Consider the following 21,334-nt stretch of genomic DNA (forward strand, 5'->3'; position numbering starts at 1 on the left):
AGCGCTAACCAAAGAGGCCGTGAACATACCAGCGCGGCAGGCGTGACGGTTCCGGCGAGAGAGGGGCGTGATCGGAGGCTCGTTCGTCATTCGAGGCCTTGTGCGAGGCCTGCTGGCCGGACCCGAACAGGCCTTCGCGGAACAGCCAGAAGCGCCGGCCATGGCGGTCTTCCGCTCGGAAATAGTCGCGCGTCTCCGCCAAGCGGTCGTTACGATCGTGTTTCCACCACTCGGGCGCGATCCGTTCCGGCCCTTCGATGGCGGTCACCTCATGGGTGTTGCGCCGCCATTTGAACTGGACCGGCGGTCCGTCCGGAATACCCGCGATGGTCTCGATCGGCTCGGGACGGGCGAACAGCCGGATCGGCCGGCTCAGCGGGTCCGGATTGGGCCGTGTCGGCTTGGCGAAGGGGCGATCCAGGCCCGCAGGCATCATCGGTACGGTCACGGCCGGAACAGCCATGACGGCGAATTCGGGGCCATGCCGGTCCTCGGTCTGCAGCCGCGTCACCCGGCGTAGGCCGAGCCGCGCCCCGAGCCGATCGACGAGATCACCGAGGTCCTCAATGTCAGGCAGGGCCTCTTCTTCGGGCACGAGATCGGTTTGCTGGAGCGGGAGCGTCTCAGCCTCGTGGACCGCGAGGCGGACGAGATCGAACCCGTAGCCGGTGTCCAGCCCATCCTCGCCCACGGACTCGATCCGCTCGCGAAACAGCCGTGCCATGGCGTCGGGCTGATCGAGCGGGCGGCTGGTACCGACAGAGATGCGCTTCACCACGCCATCGACCCGGAACAGGGTGGCGACCAGACCGCGCGCGCCCTTCTGATGGCGTTCGAGCAAGCCGCAGAGGTGACCCGACAGGGCCAGCAGCGTTCCCTCGATGGCCTCGCGTTGTGCGATCGGGCTGGCGAACACCTGTTCGACCACGAAGGCGGGCGGGTCGAAGCGGGGCGAGATGGGGTTTTTCAGTTGACCCATCACGGCGTCGAGCCGTTCGAACAGCCTGTTGCCGAACCGGGCCGCGAGCGGCGCGCGGGGGCGCCAGACAAGATCGCCGACCCGGCGCAAACCGGCTTGCGCGAGCGACTGGATCGTCGCTGGCTCGAGCCGGAGGGCCGCGAGCGGCAAGGCCGCCATCTGTTTGGCGAAGTCCTTGCCGGTCGAGACCGGCGCGATCTTGACCGTGCCGAAGCGCGCCAAAGCCCAGGCGGCCTCGGGCGTTTCCGCAATGGCGGCCTGCGGCGTGAAGCCTTGAGCCGCAAGACCACTTTCGAGCAGCCGGACAAGCGCCTCCGGGCCGCCGAAGAGATGCGCGACCCCGCCGATATCGAGCACCAGACCGTCCGCTCCATCGAGCGCCACCAGGGGGGTGAACCGGCCGCACCATGCGCCGATGGCGTCGAGCGTCGCCGCCTCGCTTCTTGGATCGGCATCCGCGACCGCCAAGCCAGGATGAATGGCCCGCGCATCCGCCAGCGTCATGCCGGACTTGACCGCATGGGCGGCCGCGACCGCATCGACCGAAACGACCCGTTGCGCGCCCTTGATCTTGGCGAGCGTGACGAGGCCGGGCTGTGCCGGCGCGTCACCGCTTCGCCCGCCGTTGCGCTTGAGGCCGGGGCCGAGCCGCTTCAGGCGATCGGTCGGCAGATGAGAAAGCCACACCGAGAGATAGGTCGTGGTCATGAAAGCACCTCTGCTCGGGAGTCCAGACAAGGGGATGAATGCGGCTCGTGTCGAAGTCGGTCGCGGCGTTGCGGAGCTTGTCGAGCCGAACCCCGAAGACAGCTTGGCCAGGGATTGGCATGCGGCCCCCAGCCGAGGCGAGATGCGGGCTGGGATGCGCCGCGACCGCGAAGCGCGTTTCGCTGCCGCTCGACAGGGTGGCGGCGCCGGGAAGTCCGGCATGCAGCAGCAGCCCGGTTCCGCCGCGCGCCCGAGCCGCCAAAACGAGGCGGCGGGAGGGGGCGAGCCCGTAATGTTGACCGCCCCAGAGTTCGGCCAGCACCGTGAAGGCTCCGGCCCGGAGCGCTTCCTCGAGCGCCCAAAGGGTTTGGTCGGCGCCATGGGTCCGCACCACGATCATGCGGTCCGGGTCGAGGCCATGGGCTTGCAGCCCAGGCCGGTAGGGATCGCCGCTCTCGCTGGCGGCGCGATCGTCGACGATCCAGATCAGCATGCCGCCCCCCGCGAGACAGCGCGACGCCATGGCCAGGGCGAAACCCGAGGCGGCCGCTTCGTCCCGCGCCGTCTCGGGCACGATTTCGTGCAATGCGCCGGCCCTGAGTCCACCGCCAAGCAGGCCGTCCAGCCCCTCGGAGCCGAGCGGAACGAGCCGCTTGCCGCGCCGGGCCGCGCCGGGCCGCCGCGGCGACGGGCCTGGCGTCACCGTGCCGATCCGCATGGCGCGCACCTCCGCAGCCGGAACCCCCGCCTCGATTCTGGCGATGGCCGCACGCAAAAAAGTGACGTGTTCCGTTCTGCCGCTCGGCGACATCGGTCAAAGCCTCAAGTTCGTTCTCTATTTGTTCTTATAGATTCCGGGGTTCGGGGTGGGAGTCAAGCGAAAGAGTCCGGGCTTTCGACGATCGCGAGGCCGCCTCTCTACGGCGCGAAGAGAGGATCGAACAAGCTGGGGAAAAGCGTCGAGCCGAACCGCGTCACATGGTCCTGATCGGCGTAAAGCGCGTGACCCTCGCGCGCGACCGCACAGGTGTCGCCATCGCAGAGGGCCATAAAGGGATCGATCGTCTCGAATGTCTGCGTCTTATGCAGATCGGATAGGATCGCGGTTGTCCCGGCCAGGGCGGCGCGTGCCGCAGCCTCGCTCTGCAAGGGGGGCGCGGGCTCGTGGTGCAATGCCGCCAGCGCGAGGCTGCGCGGCACGTCATAGAGCGCTGCGGGCGGCGGCAGGATCACGACCACCCGTCGACCGCGCTGGGTGAGCGCCGCGATCGTGTCTCCGAGGGCCGGGAGATCGTGCGTGAAGGAGGTCCAATTGCCGCCGATCAGCACCGTTTTGAGCGCGGGATGGGCCTCGATAAAGGCGAGCGCCTCCTTGTTGAAGGCGGCGCAGCCGGGACTATCCGGAACGCTCACGCCGAGAAGCGGCGGGCAACGGCTGAGCAGCAGGCTGACGCCCGCCACCCGATGCGGGTCGGCCGCGAGGCCGAGCGCCGGCACCCACATACGCGCGAAGGAATTGCCCCAGACCGCGACGGTCGGCTCGACACCGGGCCGACCCCATCGACAAACGTCGGCGTGCATGTCGCTCGGCCGGCACTCGCCCTTGACGGTGTCGAACTGTCCGTTCGCCAGGGTGAGGACGGGCGCGGGCAGGCGGGTCAGTGCGAGCTTGTCCTGCCCCACCAGATTGAGCACGGCCGAGCGCCGCAGCCCCGATCACTCCAGCGAGACAGGCCGCGAGCAAGCTTCGTCGTCCCGCGAGCCAGCGCCGCGCGATGATGGGGCGCTCGACGAGCCACCACGATAGAAGCGACAGCAGCACCGTCAGGGCGATCAGGCCAAGTCGTTCGGGGAACGGCAGCGGGGTCGTGCGCCCGTAACCGGCCAGTACGAGGATCGGCCAATGCCAAAGATAAAGCGCGTAGGACAGCCGCCCGACGAATGCCAGCGGGGCCGCGCCAAGACGGCGGTTCACGCTCGGCTGGTGAGGTCCGTTGCCGGCCGCGATCAGCAGCGCGGCTCCAAGGCAAGACGGCAGCGCGGCGACCCCGGGAAACGGTGTGGCGGGGGAGAGCAGCAGGAAGCCGGCCGCGATCAACCCGAGCCCGAGCCAGGCTTGTGCGGCGCGGACCACCGGCCCGAGGCGCGACATCGCAGGGATCAGCACCAGGGCGCTCCCGGCCAGAAACTCCCAGAGGCGGGTCGGCAGCAGATAGAAGGTGCTTTCCGGTCGATGCGCGACGCCCCACAGGCTCGCCGCGAACGAGAGGCCGGCGAGGATCACGAACCCCGTCCGACGCCATCCGGGGTGTCGACGCCCGGCGAGCCAGAGCCAGGGAAACACGATGTAGAACTGGGCTTCGAGCGCCAGGGACCATGTGTGCAAGGTGGGTTGCACCGCGAGGCCACCGGCCGCAAAATAATCATTCGCCAGGGTCGAAAAGTAGATATTCGACGTGAAGGTCGCGGCATTGATGAAGCCGAGGCCGATCGACTTGAGGTCGTTCGGCAGCAGGGTCGTGCTGGCGAGCGCCGAGACGATCAGCACCAGCAGGAAGGCCGGCAGGATGCGCCTGGCCCGACGCTCGTAAAAGGACACCATCGAAAAGGTGCCTCGCGTCGTCTCGGTGTCGAGGATCGAGGCGATCAGAAAGCCGGAGATCACGAAGAAGAGGTCGACGCCCGTATAGCCGCCGGGGGGCCAGAACCCGAAGTGGAACAGGATGACGCCGATGACGGCGATCGCCCGCAACCCGTCGATATCGGCCCGGTAGGGGCGGGGTGAGGTATTCGGGGCGAACCGCGCGGCGCCGGGCGCGGGTTTGACGTGCATCTCACCTCGTCGACGCTGATGAACCGCAGGGCCGCCTCATCTGGCGGACAAAAGCGCGACTGTCCACTAGAACCAGCATGGGATTGCTGGCAGACCGTTTTTCATGACCTTGCCTCTTCGACGGGTGCGATCGGCGCTTCGCGCCTTCATGAACAGCGAAGCCAGCGGCGGCCTCGTGCTGATGGCCTGCGCGGCCTTGGCGCTTGTGGTCGCTAATTCGCCGCTGGCGAGCCTTTATACCGGTACGCTGGAGGCTCATGCCGGCGGCCTCAGCATCCTGCATTGGATCAACGATGGCTTGATGGCCGTGTTCTTCCTGCTGGTCGGGCTCGAGATCAAGCGCGAGTTTCTACACGGACAACTCAGAACCTGGCGCGCCCGGGCGCTGCCCGGTATCGGAGCGGTCGGCGGCATGATCGTGCCGGCTCTCGTCTTCGTCGGTGTCAATCTCGCGCAGCCCGCCACTCTGCGCGGGTGGGCCATTCCGGCCGCCACCGACATCGCCTTCGCGCTTGGGGTGCTGGCCTTGCTGGGGGATCGCGTTCCGGCCTCCCTCAAGGTGTTTCTGACCGCCCTGGCGGTGTTGGACGACCTTGGGGCCGTCTTGATCATCGCGCTGTTCTACACCTCCGATTTGTCGTTGCCGATGTTGGGCGCGGCCGCCGTGGCCGTCGTGGCGCTGTTCGGCCTCAATCGGTTCGGCGTCCGGCATTTGTGGCCCTACCTGCTGATCGGCGCGTTGCTCTGGTGGCTTGTCTTGCGCTCCGGCGTTCATGCGACGATCGCGGGTGTGTTGCTGGCGCTGACGATCCCGGCCGAGGCGGCGGGACAGACGGGCGAACATGCGGACGCATCGCTCCTGCATCGCCTGGAAGAGGCCCTGTCACCGTGGGTGGCGTTCCTGATCCTGCCGATCTTCGCCTTTGCCAATGCGGGCGTATCGATCGGTGCCGACGCCATTGCGGGCCTGACCAATCCGGTGACGCTCGGGGTCGCGCTTGGCCTGTTTCTCGGCAAGCAAGTCGGTGTCCTGGGCAGCGTCTGGATCGCGGTGACGACCCGGATCGCCAGCCGCCCGTCGAAGGCCGGTTGGATACACATCTACGGGGTGGCGCTGCTCTGCGGTATCGGGTTCACCATGAGCTTGTTCATCGGGCTGCTCGCCTTCGCGGCGACACCGGAATTTCAGACCGATACGAAGATCGGTGTTTTGCTGGGTTCGATCGTGTCGGCCTGCGCCGGTGCCCTGGTGTTGCGGTTGGCTCCACGTTCGGTGTCCACGACCTCGCGAGGGCAGCGCCTCACGTGATACGGCATCACGGCGCGGACTGGACCGTGAAATCCACGGGGATGCTGCCGGCGCGTTCAAAGCGCAGCGAACCATGCAGGCGGTCGCCGTCCTTCAACGGGCCGTGAGGGCCGTCGAGCGGTAGATGCATGGCGGGAGGCGTCAGGTCCACCCGGGCGCCGGCTGGAATTTCCATCGCTGCGCCGCCATTGGGTCCGAACGCAAAGTCCGACAAGGCGACCGCATCGATCGTGGCAGCGACGAGGCGATCCGCTGTCGAGCCTCGATTCTCGACGGTGAAAACAGCGCTGGCTGTCGTGCCGTCCTCTTGGCCCATGAGGATTGTCGGATGGCTTATCCGCAGATAGCCGACGAGATAAACCTCGTGGGTTTGCATCGAAGCAGAGATGAGAATGGCGGACGACGGCGATGGGGCTGGCGAGGATTGAGGCGTGACGAGGCTAGCGGCCGCCGCGCCGTTCACGAGGAGAGCTGATCCGATAACGGTCGCCCAAAATGGAGACATGGCTATTCTTCCTTGCATGGCAGATCGATCCAGCGCGTTTCCTGCTAAGCGGTCGCATGGGTCTGCGGCTCGAAAAATAGTCAGGACGGCGGCTCGGCTGCCCTGCATGAAGCAGATACGGCGCTTTATAGGCGGAGACTTTATGGCGGAGCATGATCACCGAAAAAATTCCGATGTCGGCGGCGGACGCCGCTCGACCGTCGCAGCCCTGATCTTCGTCGTGATTTTGATCGGCGGCGTCTATTGGGCCTTTCAGGCGATTGTCCAGCATAATGCGATGCAGAATTGCCTCGATTCCGGGCGTCGCGATTGCACCGATCGTTTGCCATGATGGCCAAGGCGGCCGGAGCTTTCCGAACCGTTAAGGTCGGCGGCTTAAGGAACCGTCGTCACATTGATGCGGGTGACGCGTCGCCATGAGAGTCCTATTTCGGCCAAAGCTGCACGCCATAGACGTCCAGCGGATGCGACGCGGGTGCTTTTTTATGGGCGAGCGCGGCGCTTGTGTCGTTTTCAATCGAGGGTGGAACGCTGGACGTGATCGTGAAGGCGGTGAAGGCGAGCGTCTTGTGCAGCATCGCCGCATTGGGGCTATCGGCTTGCGTCTCCTCAGGCGTCACATCGCTGGCCGATGGCGTTGGGACCGTCGGGACTTTGGTGGTGGGGCTGCCGGATGGCATACCCCGGCCCATCCAGATGTTCGTTGCCTCGACCCGAAAGGGCGAGCGCGGTGCGGCATCCGAGACGAGTTCGGATGGCTCCGCCGTCCACTTCTCGCTGGTGACCATCAGCGTCCCGCCGACCCATCAGCCCGGGGCGATCGAGCGGCCGGGCCTCGGCTCCCAGAATGTCAATTATCATTTCGTCGTCACGGCGCGTCGCACTTTGGACGACGACGGCCTCGTCAACGAGGTCGCGACGCATCTGTCCGGCCGTATCGGGTCCAACCGCGACGTGCTGCTCTTCGTGCATGGCTTCAATACGAGCTTCGATGAGGCGCGATTCCGCCTCGCGCAAATCGTCAACGACGCCAAATTCGGCGGCGTGCCGGTGCTCTATACCTGGGCCTCGCGGGGCAGTGTCTTCGCCTATGGGTCGGATCGCGAGACCGCCATGGCGTCCCGTGATGGGCTCGAGCGCCTGATGCTGACGCTGGCGCACGAGCCGGATGTCGGCAAGGTGCATATTCTGGCGCATTCCATGGGAGCCTGGATGGCGATGGAAGCTCTGCGCGAAAACGCCATCGCCGGGCATCCCGATCTCGACGGACATCTCGGCGAAGTCATGCTGGCCTCGCCCGACATCGATGCATCCGTGTTTCGTCAGCAGATGGCCCGCCTCGGGTCCGCGGCGCATGTGTCGATCCTGGTGGCTAATAACGACAAGGCCCTGTCGGTGTCGAGCCTGCTGGCCAACGACCGCCCGCGCGTCGGGGCGCTCGATCCGAACAATCCCGACGATCGCGCGATGATCCAGGGGCTTGGCGTTTCGGTGCGTGACATGAGCCGCGAGAGCGTCGGCTTCATCGGCCACGGCACTTACGCCAATGCGCCGGACGTGATCGCTTCGATCGGGGCGCAACTGGCGCTCGCCCGCCCCGAGGACAAGAACGTGCAGGCCGTGATCGACGCGAGAGGGGAAGCGCCGATCATCAGCGCGCCTCTCGCGCCGGACGCCAGCGCGCCGCTGGTTCCGGCCTCGGCGACACGCGGGACGGGTGCTCCGACAAGCCAGCTTGGGACAAGCCAGCTTGGGACAAGCCAGCAGGGAGCGACGCCGGCTGGAGCTGTCCAACCGGGGACGGTTGCGACCCCGGCCAATATGCCGGCAGCGAAGCCGGTCGTCGATCCGGGCGCCGGCGCGCCACAGAGCGCAGTCCCGACGCCCTGACGTCCCTTCATTCACCGGGCGCCGTCCAGCGGACCCGGAGAGGTTCTGTCAGGTCAAAGCGCTGAGACCCGGGATGGCGCCTGCGATCTGCCCGACCGTGTCTTCACCGACCTTTTCGCGGGCAAAAGCGAAGATCTCGCGGCCGACGGTCTGCATTTCGCCCATGCCGAGGCCGATGCCGGTCAATTGGCTCGCCAGCCCCATCAGGCCACCGCCTCCACCCATCAAGCCGCCCAGAAAGCCAGACGATTCGGGCGCTTCGCCCGCAGCGCTCGACGCCGCCTCCCGCGAGCCAGGAACCGCATCCATGACCTTGCCGACCTCGTCGGCGGGTCCTTCCTTCTGCAGAAACGACAGGATGATCCCGATCGCCTTGCGGGCGACTTCGGGCTCGATGCCGGCTGCTGTGCTGACGCGTTCGATCAGGTCTTCCATGGTCCACTCCGGTTGGTCTGCGGTTTCTTAACGAACAATCGACGTGGTTGTCTCGCGCCGTCGGTGACAATTCGCCGGGCGCGGCGGTCACCATGCCGGTCGATACGGGAATGGCGTGATCGACCGCGCTCCCCTACGATAGCCAGGACGAAGAATCGCTGCACAGGATCACCGCCCGATGAGCACCGACACGTGGGACATGCCGGGCACGATCCTGGTCGGCAAGAGCGCGACCTTCGAGCGGCTAACCTTGTCGCTCGGCAACCGGCACGGACTCGTGACCGGGGCAACCGGCACCGGCAAGACCGTGACGCTGCAGAAGCTCGCCGAAGGATTTTCCAATGCCGGGGTCCCCGTGATCGCGGCGGACGTGAAAGGCGACCTCGCCGGGATCGCGATGGCGGGAGACGGGCGTGCCGCCTTGACGCAGAGAGCCGCCGCCATCGGCATCCCCTACGAGCCCGATCGGTTTCCCACCGTGTTCTGGGACGTATTCGGCCAGCAGGGCCACCCGATCCGCGCCACGATCGCCGAGATGGGTCCGCTCTTGGTCGCGCGACTGCTCGAGCTGAATGCCGTGCAGGAGGGCGTTCTCAACGTCGCCTTCAAGGTCGCGGACGAACAGGGCTTGCTGCTGCTCGACCTGAAAGACCTGCGGTCGATGCTGCAATATATTTCCGAACATGCGGCCGAACTGACCAAGAGCTACGGCAATGTGGCTCCCGCCACGATCGGCACGATCCAGCGGCAGTTGCTGGTGCTCGAGGCGCAGGGCGCCACAAGCTTTCTCGGCGAGCCGGCGCTCGATATCATGGACTTCATCGCGACCGATCGGGATGGGCGCGGGATCGTCAATATCCTGGCGGCCGACAAGCTGGTGCGAAGCCCGCGCCTCTACGCGACCTTTCTGTTGTGGTTCCTGTCGGAGCTCTTCCAGCAATTACCGGAAGTCGGCGATCCCGAAAAGCCGAAGCTGGTGTTCTTCTTTGATGAGGCGCATCTGCTGTTCGACAATGCGCCGAAGAGCCTGATGGACGCCATCGAGCAGGTGGTGCGGCTGATCCGGTCGAAGGGGGTCGGTGTCTATTTTGTCACCCAGAACCCGCTCGACGTCCCCGACACCGTCCTCGGCCAGTTGAGCAACCGCGTCCAACACGCTTTGCGGGCGTTCACGCCGCGCGATCAACGGGCCGTGAAGGCCGCTGCCGATACGTTTCGACAGAATCCGGCTTTCGATACCGCATCCGTCATCACCCAACTCGCGGTGGGCGAGGCTCTCGTCTCGATGCTGCAGAAGGATGGAACGCCCGAAATCGTGCAGCGATCGCTGATCGCGCCGCCCGCCTCGCGTGTCGGGCCGATCACGCCCGCCGAGCGGCAGGCCATCATCGACAATGGCCCGATCACGGGCAAATACGATACCGCGATCGACCGCGACAGCGCCTTTGAAATGCTGAAGGCGCGCGCCGAGGGCAGGGCGGCTTCCGTCGCTCCCGGGTCAGGTCAGCCTTCATCGCCGCAAGCGAACGTGCCGCAAGCCGGCGCTCCGCAGGCGGCCTCACAAGGCGGCGGGCTGCTGGGCGAGGTTGGTGGCGCGCTTGGACGCTTGTGGAATAGTGGAGCGAGCAGTCGCGGACGCCTCTCGACCGGGCAGATGGTGATGCGGTCGGCGCTGCAATCGATGGCCCGCTCAGTCGGCACGCAGGTCGCCCGCGAGATCATCCGAGGCGTTCTTGGCGGCATTCAAAAGTAGCGTCGCGCAACCGAGCGACAGGTATAAACAAAGCATTAATGGCGGCGATGTAATTCACAAAAGTGTTGCACATGATGGCTACTTCAAGGCAATCGAGCTGGAGTGAGCCTATGTCGAGCGTGTCATCAGTCCCCGAAACGAAGCCGTCGGGCGTCAAATTCGACCATAAGGTCGACTATCGCGGGGTCATCGTCTTCTTCGCTGTTTTCGCGATTGGTCTTGCTTATGCGGCCTATAACGTCTGGCACGATGTCAGCTCAGCGGGCACGCAGTCCCACGGTATTCTGGTCTATATGCTTCTCGGCGTCGCGTTGCTGATCGCGCTCGCATTTGAATTCGTCAACGGCTTCCATGACACCGCCAACGCGGTCGCGACCGTGATCTATACGCATTCGCTGAAGCCGAATGTCGCGGTCGTCTGGTCGGGCTTCTTCAACTTCCTCGGTGTGTTGACCTCGACCGGCGCAGTGGCGTTCGGCATCGTGTCGCTGCTGCCGGTTGAACTCATCCTGCAGGTCGGCTCGGACGCCGGCTTCGCGATGGTTTTCGCGCTGTTGATCGCGGCCATCATCTGGAACCTCGGCACCTGGTATCTCGGCCTGCCCGCGTCGAGCTCGCATACGCTGATCGGCTCGATCATCGGCGTCGGCGTCGCCAATGCGTTGATGCGCGGCCGGAGCGGCACCTCGGGTGTCGATTGGGATCAGGCCATGTCGGTCGGCAAGGCGCTGATCCTGTCGCCGATCGTCGGCTTCATGTTCGCCGGCGCGCTGCTGATGATCCTCAAGACCTTCGTCAAGATCCCGGCTCTCTATCAGTCGCCGAAGCCGGGCGAGACGCCGCCGCTGTGGATCCGCGCTCTGCTGATCTTCACCTGCACCGGCGTGTCGTTCGCGCATGGGTCGAACGATGGTCAGAAGGGCATGGGCCTCATCATGCTGATCCTGATCGGGACCGTGCCGACCGCTTATGCGCTCAATCGCGCGCTTCCTGACAGCCATGTCGCCTCGTTCGAGCAGAATTCGGAAGCGGCCTCCAAGGTGATCGATGCCAAGGCCCTCGGCTACAACATAACCGGCGACCCGCGTCCCGCCGTCACGGCCTTCATTCGCGACAAGAAACTCGACGATGGGATCTACCCGTCCCTCGCCGCCCTGATCCGCGACGTCTCGAACCAGGTGAAGAGCTACGGCAACCTGGCCCAGGTGCCGTCAACCGAAGTCGGCAACACGCGGAACGATATGTATCTGGTGTCGGAGGCGCTTCGCACGCTGCCGAAAATCCAGGACAACCAGCTCTCGCCGGCCGAAACCGCGACCCTCACGACCTATAAGAAGAGCCTCGATACCTCGACCAAGTTCATCCCGACCTGGGTGAAGGTCGTGGTTGCTCTGGCGCTTGGCCTCGGCACCATGATCGGCTGGAAGCGGATCGTCGTGACGGTCGGCGAAAAGATCGGCAAGACCCACATGACCTATGCGCAGGGTGCCTCGGCCGAATTGGTCGCCATGGCAACCATCGCGGCGGCCGACAATTTCGGTCTTCCGGTTTCGACCACGCATATTCTCTCGTCGGGTATCGCCGGCACAATGGCGGCCAATGGCTCCGGCATCCAGGCCGAAACCATCCGCAACATTGCGCTCGCCTGGGTCCTGACCCTGCCGGTCGCCATGCTCTTGTCCGGCACGCTGTTCGTGATCTTCAGCCACATCTTCTGATCGAACGGCACTTCATCTTGCACAAAGGCCCGGCAGCGATGCCGGGCCTTTTCGCTTTCTCGCCCCCGGCAGCGGAGCGCACGCTCGATCGGCGGTTCCGGCGTCTGTGACACTTCTCGGTGGGCATCGAGGATCGGGCGATTTCCTCACGGCCATGTTTGCTCTAAGGACACCGGAACAGATCTTTTCAAGCGGAGCCCGCATGGCCTCGATCGACGCCGTTCTGACCAAACTCGACAGCAACCTCGACGGTGCGCTCACGCGGCTGTTCGATCTGCTGGCCATTCCGTCAATTTCGACAGACCCGGCTTTCGCGCCGGATTGCGAGCGGGCCGCCCAGTGGCTCTCGGCCGAACTCGGCAGCATCGGCTTCACGGCCTCGGTGCGACCCACCGCCGGCCGCCCAATGGTGGTGGCTCATGCCAAGGGAACCCGGCGGGACGTTCCGCATGTGTTGTTCTACGGCCATTACGATGTGCAGCCGGTCGATCCGCGCGCGCTTTGGACCAGCGATCCCTTCAAGGCCGAACGTGTCACGACCGATGTGGGTGACGTGATCGTGGCGCGCGGCGCGTCCGACGACAAAGGTCAGCTCATGACCTTCGTCGAAGCCTGCCGGGCCTTCTCGGAAACCGGCGGTTTGCCATGCGACGTCTCGATCCTGTTCGAGGGCGAGGAAGAGACCGGTTCGCCGTCGCTTCCCGCGTTCCTGGCCGAGAACAAGGCGGAACTGAAAGCCGATCTGGCTCTGGTCTGCGACACCGGCATGTGGGACGCCGACACCCCCTCGATCACGACCATGCTGCGCGGTCTCGTGCTCGAAGAGGTCGTGATCCGGGGCGCAAGTCGGGATCTCCATTCCGGGATGTTCGGCGGCGCGGCCGTCAATCCGATCCATGTCCTGGCCCGCATCATCGCCGACCTTCAGGGGTCGGATGGCAAGATCACGCTGCCTGGCTTTTACGAGGGCGTCGAGGAACTACCCGACGCGGTCGCCGAGCAATGGAAGGCGTTGCCGTTCGACGAAAGCGCTTTTCTGGGCGACGTTGGTCTGTCGCAGCCGGTCGGCGAAGTCGATCGGAGCGTGCTTGAGAAGATCTGGTCGCGCCCGACCTGTGACGTGAACGGGATCAGCGGCGGCTATGAAGGCAAGGGATCGAAGACGGTCCTGCCCGCCATGGCGAGCGCTAAATTTTCGTTCCGCCTCGTCAGCAAGCAGAACCCGGCCAAGATCGCCGAAGCGTTCCGAGCCTTCGTGCGGGCGCGTCTGCCCGATGATTGTACGGTGGAGTTCCTGTCGCATGGCTCCAGTCCGGCGCTGCAACTGCCGTTTTCGTCCGAAGCGCTGAACCGCGCCCGTCGCGCTTTGACGCAGGAATGGGGCAAGGAGCCTGTGCTGGCCGGGTCGGGAGGCTCGATCCCGATTGTCGGCTCGTTCAAGCAGGACATGAAGATGGATGCCTTGATGATCGGCTTCGCGCTCGACGACGATCGCATCCACTCGCCCAACGAAAAGTATAATCTCACCTCGTTCAGCAAGGGCGCGCGCTCGTGGGCCCGCATCCTCAACGCATTGGCGCTCTAGCCGGCGACGCTGTGCGCCGACGGCTAGCTCAGAACACGATAATGGTAGGGATAGGCGTCGCTGAAGCCGATCCGCCTATAGAGCCGACAAGCCGCGATATTGTCGGCTCCGACTTGAAGATAGGCCGAGGCCGCGCCCTGTGCGGCTCCCCAGGCCATCAAGGCAGACACAAGCCGCTCACCCAACTTCCGCCCCCGCCAAGCGGGGTGGACCACGAGCTCGAATAAGCCGATCCGCTCTCCTTCGATGACGGCGAGCCCATAGCCGATCGGCTGTGCGTCCTCCGCAAGGATTGTCGCAAAAACGGTTTGGCGCTGGATATTCGAGATCAGCGCATCATGCGACAGCCTGAATGCGGCTGGGATCGCGGTTGCTTCGGCAACGCTTTCGAGCCAATGCGGGCTCGCCTTAGTTTCGAGCCGGATCATCGGATCGAGATCCGCGACAACCCGATCGAGCCGCTTTGTCATAACGATGGTCGGGTCGACGCGCGTGTAACCCGCATGGTCGAGGTGTTCATCGAGAGATGGATCGGCCAGCGGCGTCAGCCGAAACACCACCGGCAGGCCATGCCGTCGATAAAGCGTTTCGGCGTCGCGCCTTACGGCCTCGAAGTCGGGGCCGGGGCTCCAGGCATTGGCCGAATTGGCTCGCTTCGTATAACCATCATGCAGGCGCAGCAGCCAGCCGCCACTCAGCACAGTCGTTTTGGCCGGCCAAGCATTGAAGCCGCATTCCTCGATGGATCGGATGGTTGCGTTGTCGATCATCAGGGCTCCGGATCGAACAGCGCGTCGAGCGAGCCGACGATCCGGGTTGGCGGCAAGTCGTGATATTCGTCGGGCATGCCGCCGCGGTTGAGCCAAACGGTTCCAAACCCGAAGGCCGCCGCGCCTGCGATATCCCAACGGTTCGACGACACGAACGTTACGTCGGCTGCCGGCGTCCCGAACTGTGTCTCGACGAGCGCATAGCCGCGCTGGTCCGTCTTGAAGGTTCGGAGCGGATCGACCGACAGAACGGCATCCAGCACCGGGCCGAGACCTGCCGCCGAGACAGCACCACGCACCATGGCCTCGCTTGCGTTGGACAGGATGGCGGTCGCGCAACCCTCGCGCTTGAGCCGCGCCAAGGTGGGCCGGGCATCGGGGTAGGGCGTCAACGTCTCGTAGGCGGTCAGCAATTTCTGCCGCGTGGTTGGATCCAGCCCACCGCAGCGCGCCGCCGCATAATCGAGCGCAGCTTCAGTGATGGCCCAGAAATCGACGTAGCGGCCCATGAGGGCGCGCACCCAGCTATATTCGAGCTGTTTCTGTCGCCAGAGCTCGGACAGCCTGTCGGTTTGCGCGCCGATCTCGCCGCGCAACGGGATGACGGCCGCATGGACGTCGAACAGGGTCCCATAGGCGTCGAAGACGAACAGACGAGGCATGGCGGTCAGGCCCTTGCTTTGACGAACCGGCGCGGCAGGCCGGGCAATTTCACTTGCAGCAGCCAGAGGGCGCCCAGCAAGGTGACACCATAGAGTGCGGCGGCCGGCATGCCGATCAACAACAGCGAGAGTTCTCCGCGTGTCGTCAGATGTCGCGCGTAATCTTCGATCGACGGCGCCGCGAGCACGATGAACGCGCCGAGCGCGAGGCACCCGACATCGACCGCCACGGCGACACGCGCCAGCGTCTCATCGAGCCGCATCGTGCCTTTCAGGCTCGCGAGCGTGACGAGGATCAGGAGGTTGATCCAGGCCCCGACGGCGGTGGCGGTCGCGAGGCCGACGGCCCCGAGCGGCTTGTAGAGCAGCAGTTTCAGCGCGAGATTGAAGGCCACGGCCGCCAGGGAGGCGATCATCGGCGTGGTCGTATCGCCTCTCGCCTGGAAGCTCGCGACGGCCGAGCGGATCAGCACGATCGGCAGAAGGCCGATCCCATAGGCGGCCAAGACCGCGGCGGAGGCTGCGGCATCCGCCGACGTGAATTGGCCGCGCTGAAAGACGCCCTGCATGATCTCGCGCGGCATCAGCATGAACATCAGAAAGAACGGCGCCGAAAGCGCCAAGGTGAGTGCCATGGTGCGGTTTTGCGCATGCAGCGCGGCACCAGCATCGCCTTGCGCCAGCCGCCGGCTCATTTCGGGCAGCAGCACCGTGCCGGCTGCGATCCCGATCACGCCGATCGGCAGCTGATAGATCCGCTCGGCATAGTAGATCGACGACGGGCCGCCGGTCGGCAGCATCGACGAGATGATCGTATCGGCGAAGATGGCGATTTGTACGCCGGCGGAGCCGATGACGGCGGGGCCGAGCGCCCGAAAAAATCGGCGCACGTCCGTGCTCCAACGCGGCCTGACAAGCTTTTCCATCAATCCGGCGCGGCGGGCCGCCACCAGCATCATCACGAGTTGCAGCACGCCCGAGACCGTGACGCCGACGCTTGCGGCGATCCCGGCATTCGGAAACAGGAATGCCACCCCCAAGAACATCACCATGACGACATTGAGCAGCACCGGCGCGAAAGCGGCGGCCGTGAAGCGGCGATTGGCGTTCAACGTGCCGGATTGAAGCGTCACCAAGGTGACGCAGAGCAGATATGGAAAAGTGATGCGGGTCATGCTGATCGCATGATCCATCTTGGTCGGATCGCTTTCGAAACCAGGCGCCAGAAGACGCACGAGCTCCGGCGTGAACGCCATGGCCAGAACCAGCAGCACGATCTGAGAAGCGAGCAGGATTGTGAAGATCTGGCTTGCAAACGTCTTGGCTCGCTCCGGCCCTTGCGTCTCGAGCACGCGGGAGTAGGACGGCACATAAGCCGAATTGAACGCGCCTTCCCCAAAAATGGCGCGAAAATGATTGGGCAGGCGGAACGCCACCACGAAGGCGTCCGCGACGCCGCCGGCGCCAAGGATTGCGCTGAGCGCGACGTCCCGCAGGAAGCCGGTTCCACGCGACAAGATGGTCAGGCCACCGACCGAGAGCAGACTTTTATACATCGGTGACACGATGCGTGACGAGGTTCGCCATGGCGGCCCGTAACAGGACGACGGTCCGGGCTCGCTCCGCTGCGCCCCTTCGGGGCCGTGTCGACGTCATCCGGCTTGATCCACTATTCATGATGCGAAAACGCATTCGCGACGGACGCGAAGGCGTTTTGCGTGACTGTCGCCTCGGAGCCCGCGCAACGACGCCGCGGGCCTGCCGAGGTTTGCGCGATCCATGCTTAACGGAACGCTTTCAACAAGGACTTAAACGGCCCGAACCGCAAGGGTCGAGCCGAACATCAGCCTTTTACTTGACGGCGGCTGCGTGCATTTCCTCGACGTGTTCCCAATTGATCAGGTTCTCGACGAAGGCCTTGAGGTAATCGGGGCGGCGATTGCGGAAGTCGATGTAGTAGGAGTGCTCCCACACGTCGACACCGAGGATCGGCTGAGCGCCGTGAACTAGCGGGTTCTCGCCATTTGCGGTCTTGGAGACTTCGAGCTTGCCATCCTTGACGGTCAGCCAAGCCCAGCCCGAACCAAATTGGGTGGTACCAGCCTGGATAAAGGCTTCGGTGAATTTGTCGTAGGAGCCGAAGCTCTCGTCGATGGCCTTGGCGATCGACGCCGGGGGCTTGCCGCCACCGTTCGGCTTCATCCACTTCCAAAAATGGATGTGATTGTAATGCTGGCCTGCATTGTTGAAGAGAGCGGCGTTCTTGCCGAACGATCCAACCACGACCTCTTCGACAGACTTGTCTTCGAACTCGGTGCCCTTCAGCAGATTATTGCCGTTGGTGACGTAAGCCTGGTGGTGCTTATCGTGATGAAATTCCAGGGTTTCCTTCGACATGTAAGGCGCCAACGCGTCATGCGCGTAGGGCAGCTCCGGGAGGGTGAAAGCCATTTGAAACTCCTTGGTTGACGCGGAAGAGGGCCGAAACGGCCCCCTGCGCGACGGGCATGAAACTAGCGGCTGTTTGAAAAGGAGCAACCATGAAGGTGCGTGACGGGAACCGCTCGTCAGCACAATGATTTTACTTACTCTTTGAAACCCGCTTATTGTTTTTTTCGTGCTGGGCGGACGCTTCGGAGGCATGGACGTTCACGAACCATGCTGAGACGGATCGACGGGAATGGATGACGCTTGATGACACTTGGGATTTACGTGCTCGGCCTTTTGCTCGTGGTCATCGGTGTGATTTGCGTCGCCAATGGCGCGCCGATCATCCGCCTCGAACAAGGTTGGGCCGAGGTGATCGCCGGATCTGTCATCTTGTCGGGCGGTTGTGTCACATTCGCGATTGCGGTCTTGGCGACGCGGCTCGACTCGCTTCGAGTTTTGCTGACCGCAACCGCTCCCGCCGCGGTGCTCGTGGCGGAGCGCGGCGAGGACCGGAAGGTCGATCGGGAGCTGTCCCAGGACGACACCCTGTTCTCACCCCGCCAACCCGATCCGATTTTGGCCAACGACGATGCAGCACCGCGTCCCGGCCCGCTCCGCCGCTGGGAGCCTGAGCCGACCACTGTTGCGGAGCCGATCCGGCTTGAGGAACAGGCACGCCACGACGACCACGCGCGCCTTCTCGAGCCGAGCCGGTCCGATATGTCGGCGAGCGAGCTGCCCGGTGACTCAGAAGTCGAACGAGAGCCGCCGCATCAGGATGAGCAGCGCCTTGTCGCTGAGCCCGTAGCCGCGCTTGAGGCCGCGCCCGTGCTCCGACCCGATTGGGGCAACGCGGGCGTTCAGGACGCACCACAGCCGCGTCGTACATCGCGTTTTATGTCGACCATTATGGAACGCGCCGACGCGCTGCGGAAACGCAATCCGTTCGAGCGTCCGGCTCCTGCGATTTCAGATCGGCAATCCGCCGTGCAGCCCGTGCTGGTCCCCATGCACGATACGATGCTGTCCGACGCGCCGGCACGAACCGCGATTGATCTCTCATCCGGCTGGCCAGACCTTTCGCAGGATGGGCATCGGTTGCAGACGGGCGAGAGCGAGGATCGTTTCGAGGCGTTGGCTCATTCCCACGAGCATCAGACTCAGGACCATGACGCTCACGACCATGACGCTCACGAGCGTGAGGCTCACAGGCTCGAAGCGCAGGAGGGCGCGGCCGATCAGCACGAGCCGCGCGATGACGACGGATTAGCGACGCATCCGGATCAGGACCACCCGGTCGATCATGGTCACGACCCCGAGCATGAGCCAAGGACCTATGGCGAGCCGGAGCCGTATGAGACCGAGCAGCGTAGCGAGACGGGGTCGTCTCATCCCGATCTTCAGCATCACGAGCCTCTCCATGGTGAGGCCGAGACGAACGAAGCCGACGTCGCCCCGCACCCGCTCAGCCCGACGATCGTTGGCCGCTACAATGCCGGCTCGGCCTCGTACGTGATGTATTCGAACGGAATGATCGAGGTCCAAACCGACACGGGCGTCCACCAATTCGGCTCGATGCAGGAGCTGAAAGCCTTCATCGAGCAACAGGACGTCAACCGCGCTTAATGCGTGGGCACAGCAGCCGACACGCAAGTCATCGCAAAGGCATATTCGAGCGCGATCTCTTCCAGCCTGTCGAACCGGCCGGAGGCGCCGCCATGTCCGGCTTCCATGTTGGTTTTCAGCAGAATCGGACCACCCGATGCGGTCGCGCGCAGCTTCGCGACCCATTTTGCCGGCTCCCAATAGGTCACCCTTGGGTCGGTGAGGCCGCCTAACGCCAGAATCGGCGGATAGGGCCGGGGCGCGACATTGTCGTAGGGCGAATAGGATCGGATCGTGTCGAAGGCCGTTCGGTCGAGGATGGGATTGCCCCATTCAAGCCATTCGGGCGGCGTGAGTGGAAGGTCCGCGTCGAGCATCGTGGTCAGCACGTCGACGAATGGAACATCCGCGATGATGCCGGCGAACAGACCCGGCGCCATATTGGCGACCGCGCCCATCAACATGCCGCCCGCGCTGCCGCCCTGGGCGACGATGCGGCCACGGGCGGTGTAGCCGGCTTCGATCAAGTGATGAGCAGCCGCTATAAAGTCGTTGAATGTGTTCGGCTTATGGGCCAGCTTGCCCTTGGTGTACCAGGCCCAACCTTTGTCGGTGCCGCCTCGGATATGCGCGATCGCAAACACGAATCCACGATCGACGAGCGATAAGCGGTTGGCCCCGAAGGCGGCCGGAATGGCATAGCCGTAGGCGCCATAACCATAGAGTAACAGCGGCGCCGAGCCGTCGAGTGGCGTATCCTTCCGATACAGAAGCGAAACCGGAACCGTCTCGCCATCGGCTGCTGTCGCGAAGACGCGGCGGCTCACATAGTGCTCGGGATCGTGCCCGGACGGCAGTTCGCGCCGCTTCCGAAGAATGCGACGCCGCTCACCCATATCGTAATCGAACACCTCGTCCGGCGTCGTCATAGACGAGTAGGAAAATCGGATCGTCTGGGTGTCCTGCTCGGCGACGTCACCGAGGCCGAGATAATAGGCGTCTTCGTCGAAATGGATCGAATGTTCCTCACCGCTCTCGATGTTGCGAACGACGATGCGAGGAAGACCATTTTCGCGCTCTAAGCGAACCAGGTGATCGCGATAGACATCCGCATGGAGAAGCAGTCGACCGGCCCGATGCGGCACGAGATCGACCCAATCGGCTCTCCCGTCGCAGGACAGCGGCGCCTCGACGATCTTGAAATCCTCGGCGCCATCAGCGTTGGTGCGAATGAAGAGACGGTCGTGACGCTGATCGACGTCGTAGCGGAGGCCGGGCTCTCTCGCGGCGATGAGGTGACGCGAGATCGCGCCCGTCACGCTCAAGTCGACGAGGTGGTTCTCGGTCGCATCATGGCCATGAACCGAAATGACCGCGAACTGGCCGGATCGCAGACGTTCGATCGAGACAAACCAACCCGGGTCCGGCTCATGGAAGACGAGATCGTCGACGTCGCCGCTGCGGCCGAGCTGGTGGCGATACACGCTGCTGGCGCGATGATTATCGTCCATCCGCACGTAGAGGAAGGACGCGCAATCGGCGAACCAAACGGCATTGCCGTCCGTCTGCGGCACCCGATCGGCAAGATCGCTGCCGGCTTCGATGTCACGCACCTGTAGGGTGAACAACTCTGATCCTTTGAGGTCCGCGCTCCAGGCAAGCAGCCGATGGTCCGGCGAATGTTGCGCTGCCCCGATTTCGAAGAACGGATGCCCCTCTGCGAGAACATCGCCGTCCAGCAAAATCGTCTCGTCGACCTCAGTGCCGCGCGGGCGTCGACACACAATCTCATGCTGGCCATTATCGCGGTGGCGGACATAATAGTCGAAAGGCCCATCCGAAACGGGAACGTCGCTGTCGTCTTCCTTGATGCGCGCGCGCATTTCGGCGATCAAGCTTGTCTGCAAATCGCTCGTCGGCGCCAGAACAGCATCCGCATAAGAGTTTTCGCGATCGAGCACGGCCTTGATGTCCGTCGGCAGGGCAGAGGGTTTGCGGAGCACCTCCTGCCAGTTCGACGCCTTCAACCACGCATAGGGATCATCCAATTCGAGGCCGTGCACGATCGTGAGGCTCGATCGCCGTTCGGCGGGAGCCGGCGGCTGGGCAGATGCGAAGGGGGGCTCGCTTGTCAGGGCTGTCAAGGGATGAT

The 21,334-nt window shown here is 64.2% G+C and carries 18 protein-coding genes and 1 pseudogene; 7 read left to right on the forward strand and 12 right to left on the reverse strand.

Going from position 1 to position 21,334, the window contains the following annotated elements; all coding sequences use genetic code 11:
* Positions 1 to 4 precede the first annotated feature (4 nt).
* From LGH83_RS00720 to LGH83_RS00735, 4 genes and pseudogenes are all read right to left on the reverse strand, one after another.
* Complete coding sequence (locus LGH83_RS00720) at positions 5 to 1,687, reverse strand: Y-family DNA polymerase (protein WP_227400220.1); 1,683 nt, start codon at positions 1,685 to 1,687, stop codon at positions 5 to 7.
* Positions 1,587 to 2,462: an ImuA family protein gene (locus tag LGH83_RS00725; protein WP_227400221.1), complete on the reverse strand. Its 876-nt coding sequence runs from the start codon at positions 2,460 to 2,462 to the stop codon at positions 1,587 to 1,589. The genes LGH83_RS00720 and LGH83_RS00725 overlap by 101 nt, the downstream gene beginning before the upstream one ends.
* A 143-nt stretch (positions 2,463 to 2,605) precedes the next feature.
* Positions 2,606 to 3,268 carry an SGNH hydrolase domain-containing protein gene (locus LGH83_RS00730; protein WP_227400222.1) on the reverse strand — a complete coding sequence of 221 codons (663 nt, stop codon included), beginning with the start codon at positions 3,266 to 3,268 and terminating at the stop codon, positions 2,606 to 2,608.
* Between the two features lie 274 nt (positions 3,269 to 3,542).
* Positions 3,543 to 4,520 (reverse strand): annotated as a pseudogene (locus LGH83_RS00735) (acyltransferase family protein); the annotation flags it as partial.
* Positions 4,521 to 4,623: 103 nt separating this feature from the next.
* On the opposite strand from LGH83_RS00735, the gene nhaA reads away from it, so the two are divergent.
* Positions 4,624 to 5,829 carry a Na+/H+ antiporter NhaA gene (nhaA, locus tag LGH83_RS00740; RefSeq protein ID WP_227400223.1) on the forward strand — a complete coding sequence of 402 codons (1,206 nt, stop codon included), beginning with the start codon at positions 4,624 to 4,626 and terminating at the stop codon, positions 5,827 to 5,829.
* Positions 5,830 to 5,836: 7 nt separating this feature from the next.
* Here nhaA and LGH83_RS00745 read toward each other — a convergent pair whose 3' ends face one another.
* Positions 5,837 to 6,334 carry a copper chaperone PCu(A)C gene (locus LGH83_RS00745; RefSeq protein WP_227400224.1) on the reverse strand — a complete coding sequence of 166 codons (498 nt, stop codon included), beginning with the start codon at positions 6,332 to 6,334 and terminating at the stop codon, positions 5,837 to 5,839.
* A gap of 142 nt (positions 6,335 to 6,476) precedes the next feature.
* On the opposite strand from LGH83_RS00745, the gene LGH83_RS00750 reads away from it, so the two are divergent.
* Complete coding sequence (locus tag LGH83_RS00750) at positions 6,477 to 6,665, forward strand: hypothetical protein (protein ID WP_227400225.1); 189 nt, start codon at positions 6,477 to 6,479, stop codon at positions 6,663 to 6,665.
* A 94-nt stretch (positions 6,666 to 6,759) separates the two neighbouring features.
* Here LGH83_RS00750 and LGH83_RS00755 read toward each other — a convergent pair whose 3' ends face one another.
* Positions 6,760 to 7,026: a hypothetical protein gene (locus LGH83_RS00755; protein WP_227400226.1), complete on the reverse strand. Its 267-nt coding sequence runs from the start codon at positions 7,024 to 7,026 to the stop codon at positions 6,760 to 6,762.
* A 4-nt stretch (positions 7,027 to 7,030) separates the two neighbouring features.
* Here LGH83_RS00755 and LGH83_RS00760 point away from each other — a divergent pair, with 4 nt between their 5' ends.
* Positions 7,031 to 8,224: an alpha/beta hydrolase gene (locus LGH83_RS00760; RefSeq protein WP_227400227.1), complete on the forward strand. Its 1,194-nt coding sequence runs from the start codon at positions 7,031 to 7,033 to the stop codon at positions 8,222 to 8,224.
* A gap of 48 nt (positions 8,225 to 8,272) precedes the next feature.
* On the opposite strand, the gene LGH83_RS00765 is transcribed toward LGH83_RS00760, so the two are convergent.
* Entirely contained in the window at positions 8,273 to 8,659 is a 387-nt protein-coding gene (locus LGH83_RS00765; protein WP_131115780.1) for a DUF2267 domain-containing protein, read from the reverse strand.
* Between the two features lie 178 nt (positions 8,660 to 8,837).
* On the opposite strand from LGH83_RS00765, the gene LGH83_RS00770 reads away from it, so the two are divergent.
* From LGH83_RS00770 to LGH83_RS00780, 3 genes are all read left to right on the forward strand, one after another.
* Positions 8,838 to 10,412, forward strand: coding sequence for a helicase HerA-like domain-containing protein (locus tag LGH83_RS00770; RefSeq protein ID WP_227400228.1), 1,575 nt, complete (start codon positions 8,838 to 8,840; stop codon positions 10,410 to 10,412).
* Between the two features lie 110 nt (positions 10,413 to 10,522).
* Positions 10,523 to 12,130 carry an inorganic phosphate transporter gene (locus LGH83_RS00775; RefSeq protein ID WP_227400229.1) on the forward strand — a complete coding sequence of 536 codons (1,608 nt, stop codon included), beginning with the start codon at positions 10,523 to 10,525 and terminating at the stop codon, positions 12,128 to 12,130.
* A 202-nt stretch (positions 12,131 to 12,332) separates the two neighbouring features.
* Positions 12,333 to 13,715 carry a M20/M25/M40 family metallo-hydrolase gene (locus LGH83_RS00780; RefSeq protein WP_227400230.1) on the forward strand — a complete coding sequence of 461 codons (1,383 nt, stop codon included), beginning with the start codon at positions 12,333 to 12,335 and terminating at the stop codon, positions 13,713 to 13,715.
* A gap of 23 nt (positions 13,716 to 13,738) precedes the next feature.
* Here LGH83_RS00780 and LGH83_RS00785 read toward each other — a convergent pair whose 3' ends face one another.
* From LGH83_RS00785 to LGH83_RS00800, 4 genes are all read right to left on the reverse strand, one after another.
* Positions 13,739 to 14,485 carry a GNAT family N-acetyltransferase gene (locus LGH83_RS00785; RefSeq protein WP_227400231.1) on the reverse strand — a complete coding sequence of 249 codons (747 nt, stop codon included), beginning with the start codon at positions 14,483 to 14,485 and terminating at the stop codon, positions 13,739 to 13,741.
* Positions 14,485 to 15,147, reverse strand: a complete 663-nt coding sequence (locus tag LGH83_RS00790) for a haloacid dehalogenase type II (protein WP_227400232.1) — start codon at positions 15,145 to 15,147, stop codon at positions 14,485 to 14,487. The genes LGH83_RS00785 and LGH83_RS00790 overlap by 1 nt, the downstream gene beginning before the upstream one ends.
* Positions 15,148 to 15,152: 5 nt before the next feature.
* Positions 15,153 to 16,703 carry a murein biosynthesis integral membrane protein MurJ gene (gene murJ / locus LGH83_RS00795; protein WP_227400233.1) on the reverse strand — a complete coding sequence of 517 codons (1,551 nt, stop codon included), beginning with the start codon at positions 16,701 to 16,703 and terminating at the stop codon, positions 15,153 to 15,155.
* 295 nt (positions 16,704 to 16,998) lie between these two features.
* Positions 16,999 to 17,598, reverse strand: a complete 600-nt coding sequence (locus tag LGH83_RS00800; protein ID WP_227400234.1) for a superoxide dismutase — start codon at positions 17,596 to 17,598, stop codon at positions 16,999 to 17,001.
* Between the two features lie 243 nt (positions 17,599 to 17,841).
* Here LGH83_RS00800 and LGH83_RS00805 point away from each other — a divergent pair, with 243 nt between their 5' ends.
* Positions 17,842 to 19,203 carry a hypothetical protein gene (locus LGH83_RS00805; protein WP_227400235.1) on the forward strand — a complete coding sequence of 454 codons (1,362 nt, stop codon included), beginning with the start codon at positions 17,842 to 17,844 and terminating at the stop codon, positions 19,201 to 19,203.
* On the opposite strand, the gene LGH83_RS00810 is transcribed toward LGH83_RS00805, so the two are convergent.
* Positions 19,200 to 21,317 carry a S9 family peptidase gene (locus LGH83_RS00810; protein WP_413771136.1) on the reverse strand — a complete coding sequence of 706 codons (2,118 nt, stop codon included), beginning with the start codon at positions 21,315 to 21,317 and terminating at the stop codon, positions 19,200 to 19,202. The genes LGH83_RS00805 and LGH83_RS00810 overlap by 4 nt on opposite strands.
* Between the last annotated feature and the right edge of the window lie 17 nt (positions 21,318 to 21,334).

Source organism: Lichenihabitans sp. PAMC28606 (assembly GCF_020616535.1).
Taxonomy (GTDB): Bacteria; Pseudomonadota; Alphaproteobacteria; order Rhizobiales; family Beijerinckiaceae; genus Lichenihabitans; species Lichenihabitans psoromatis.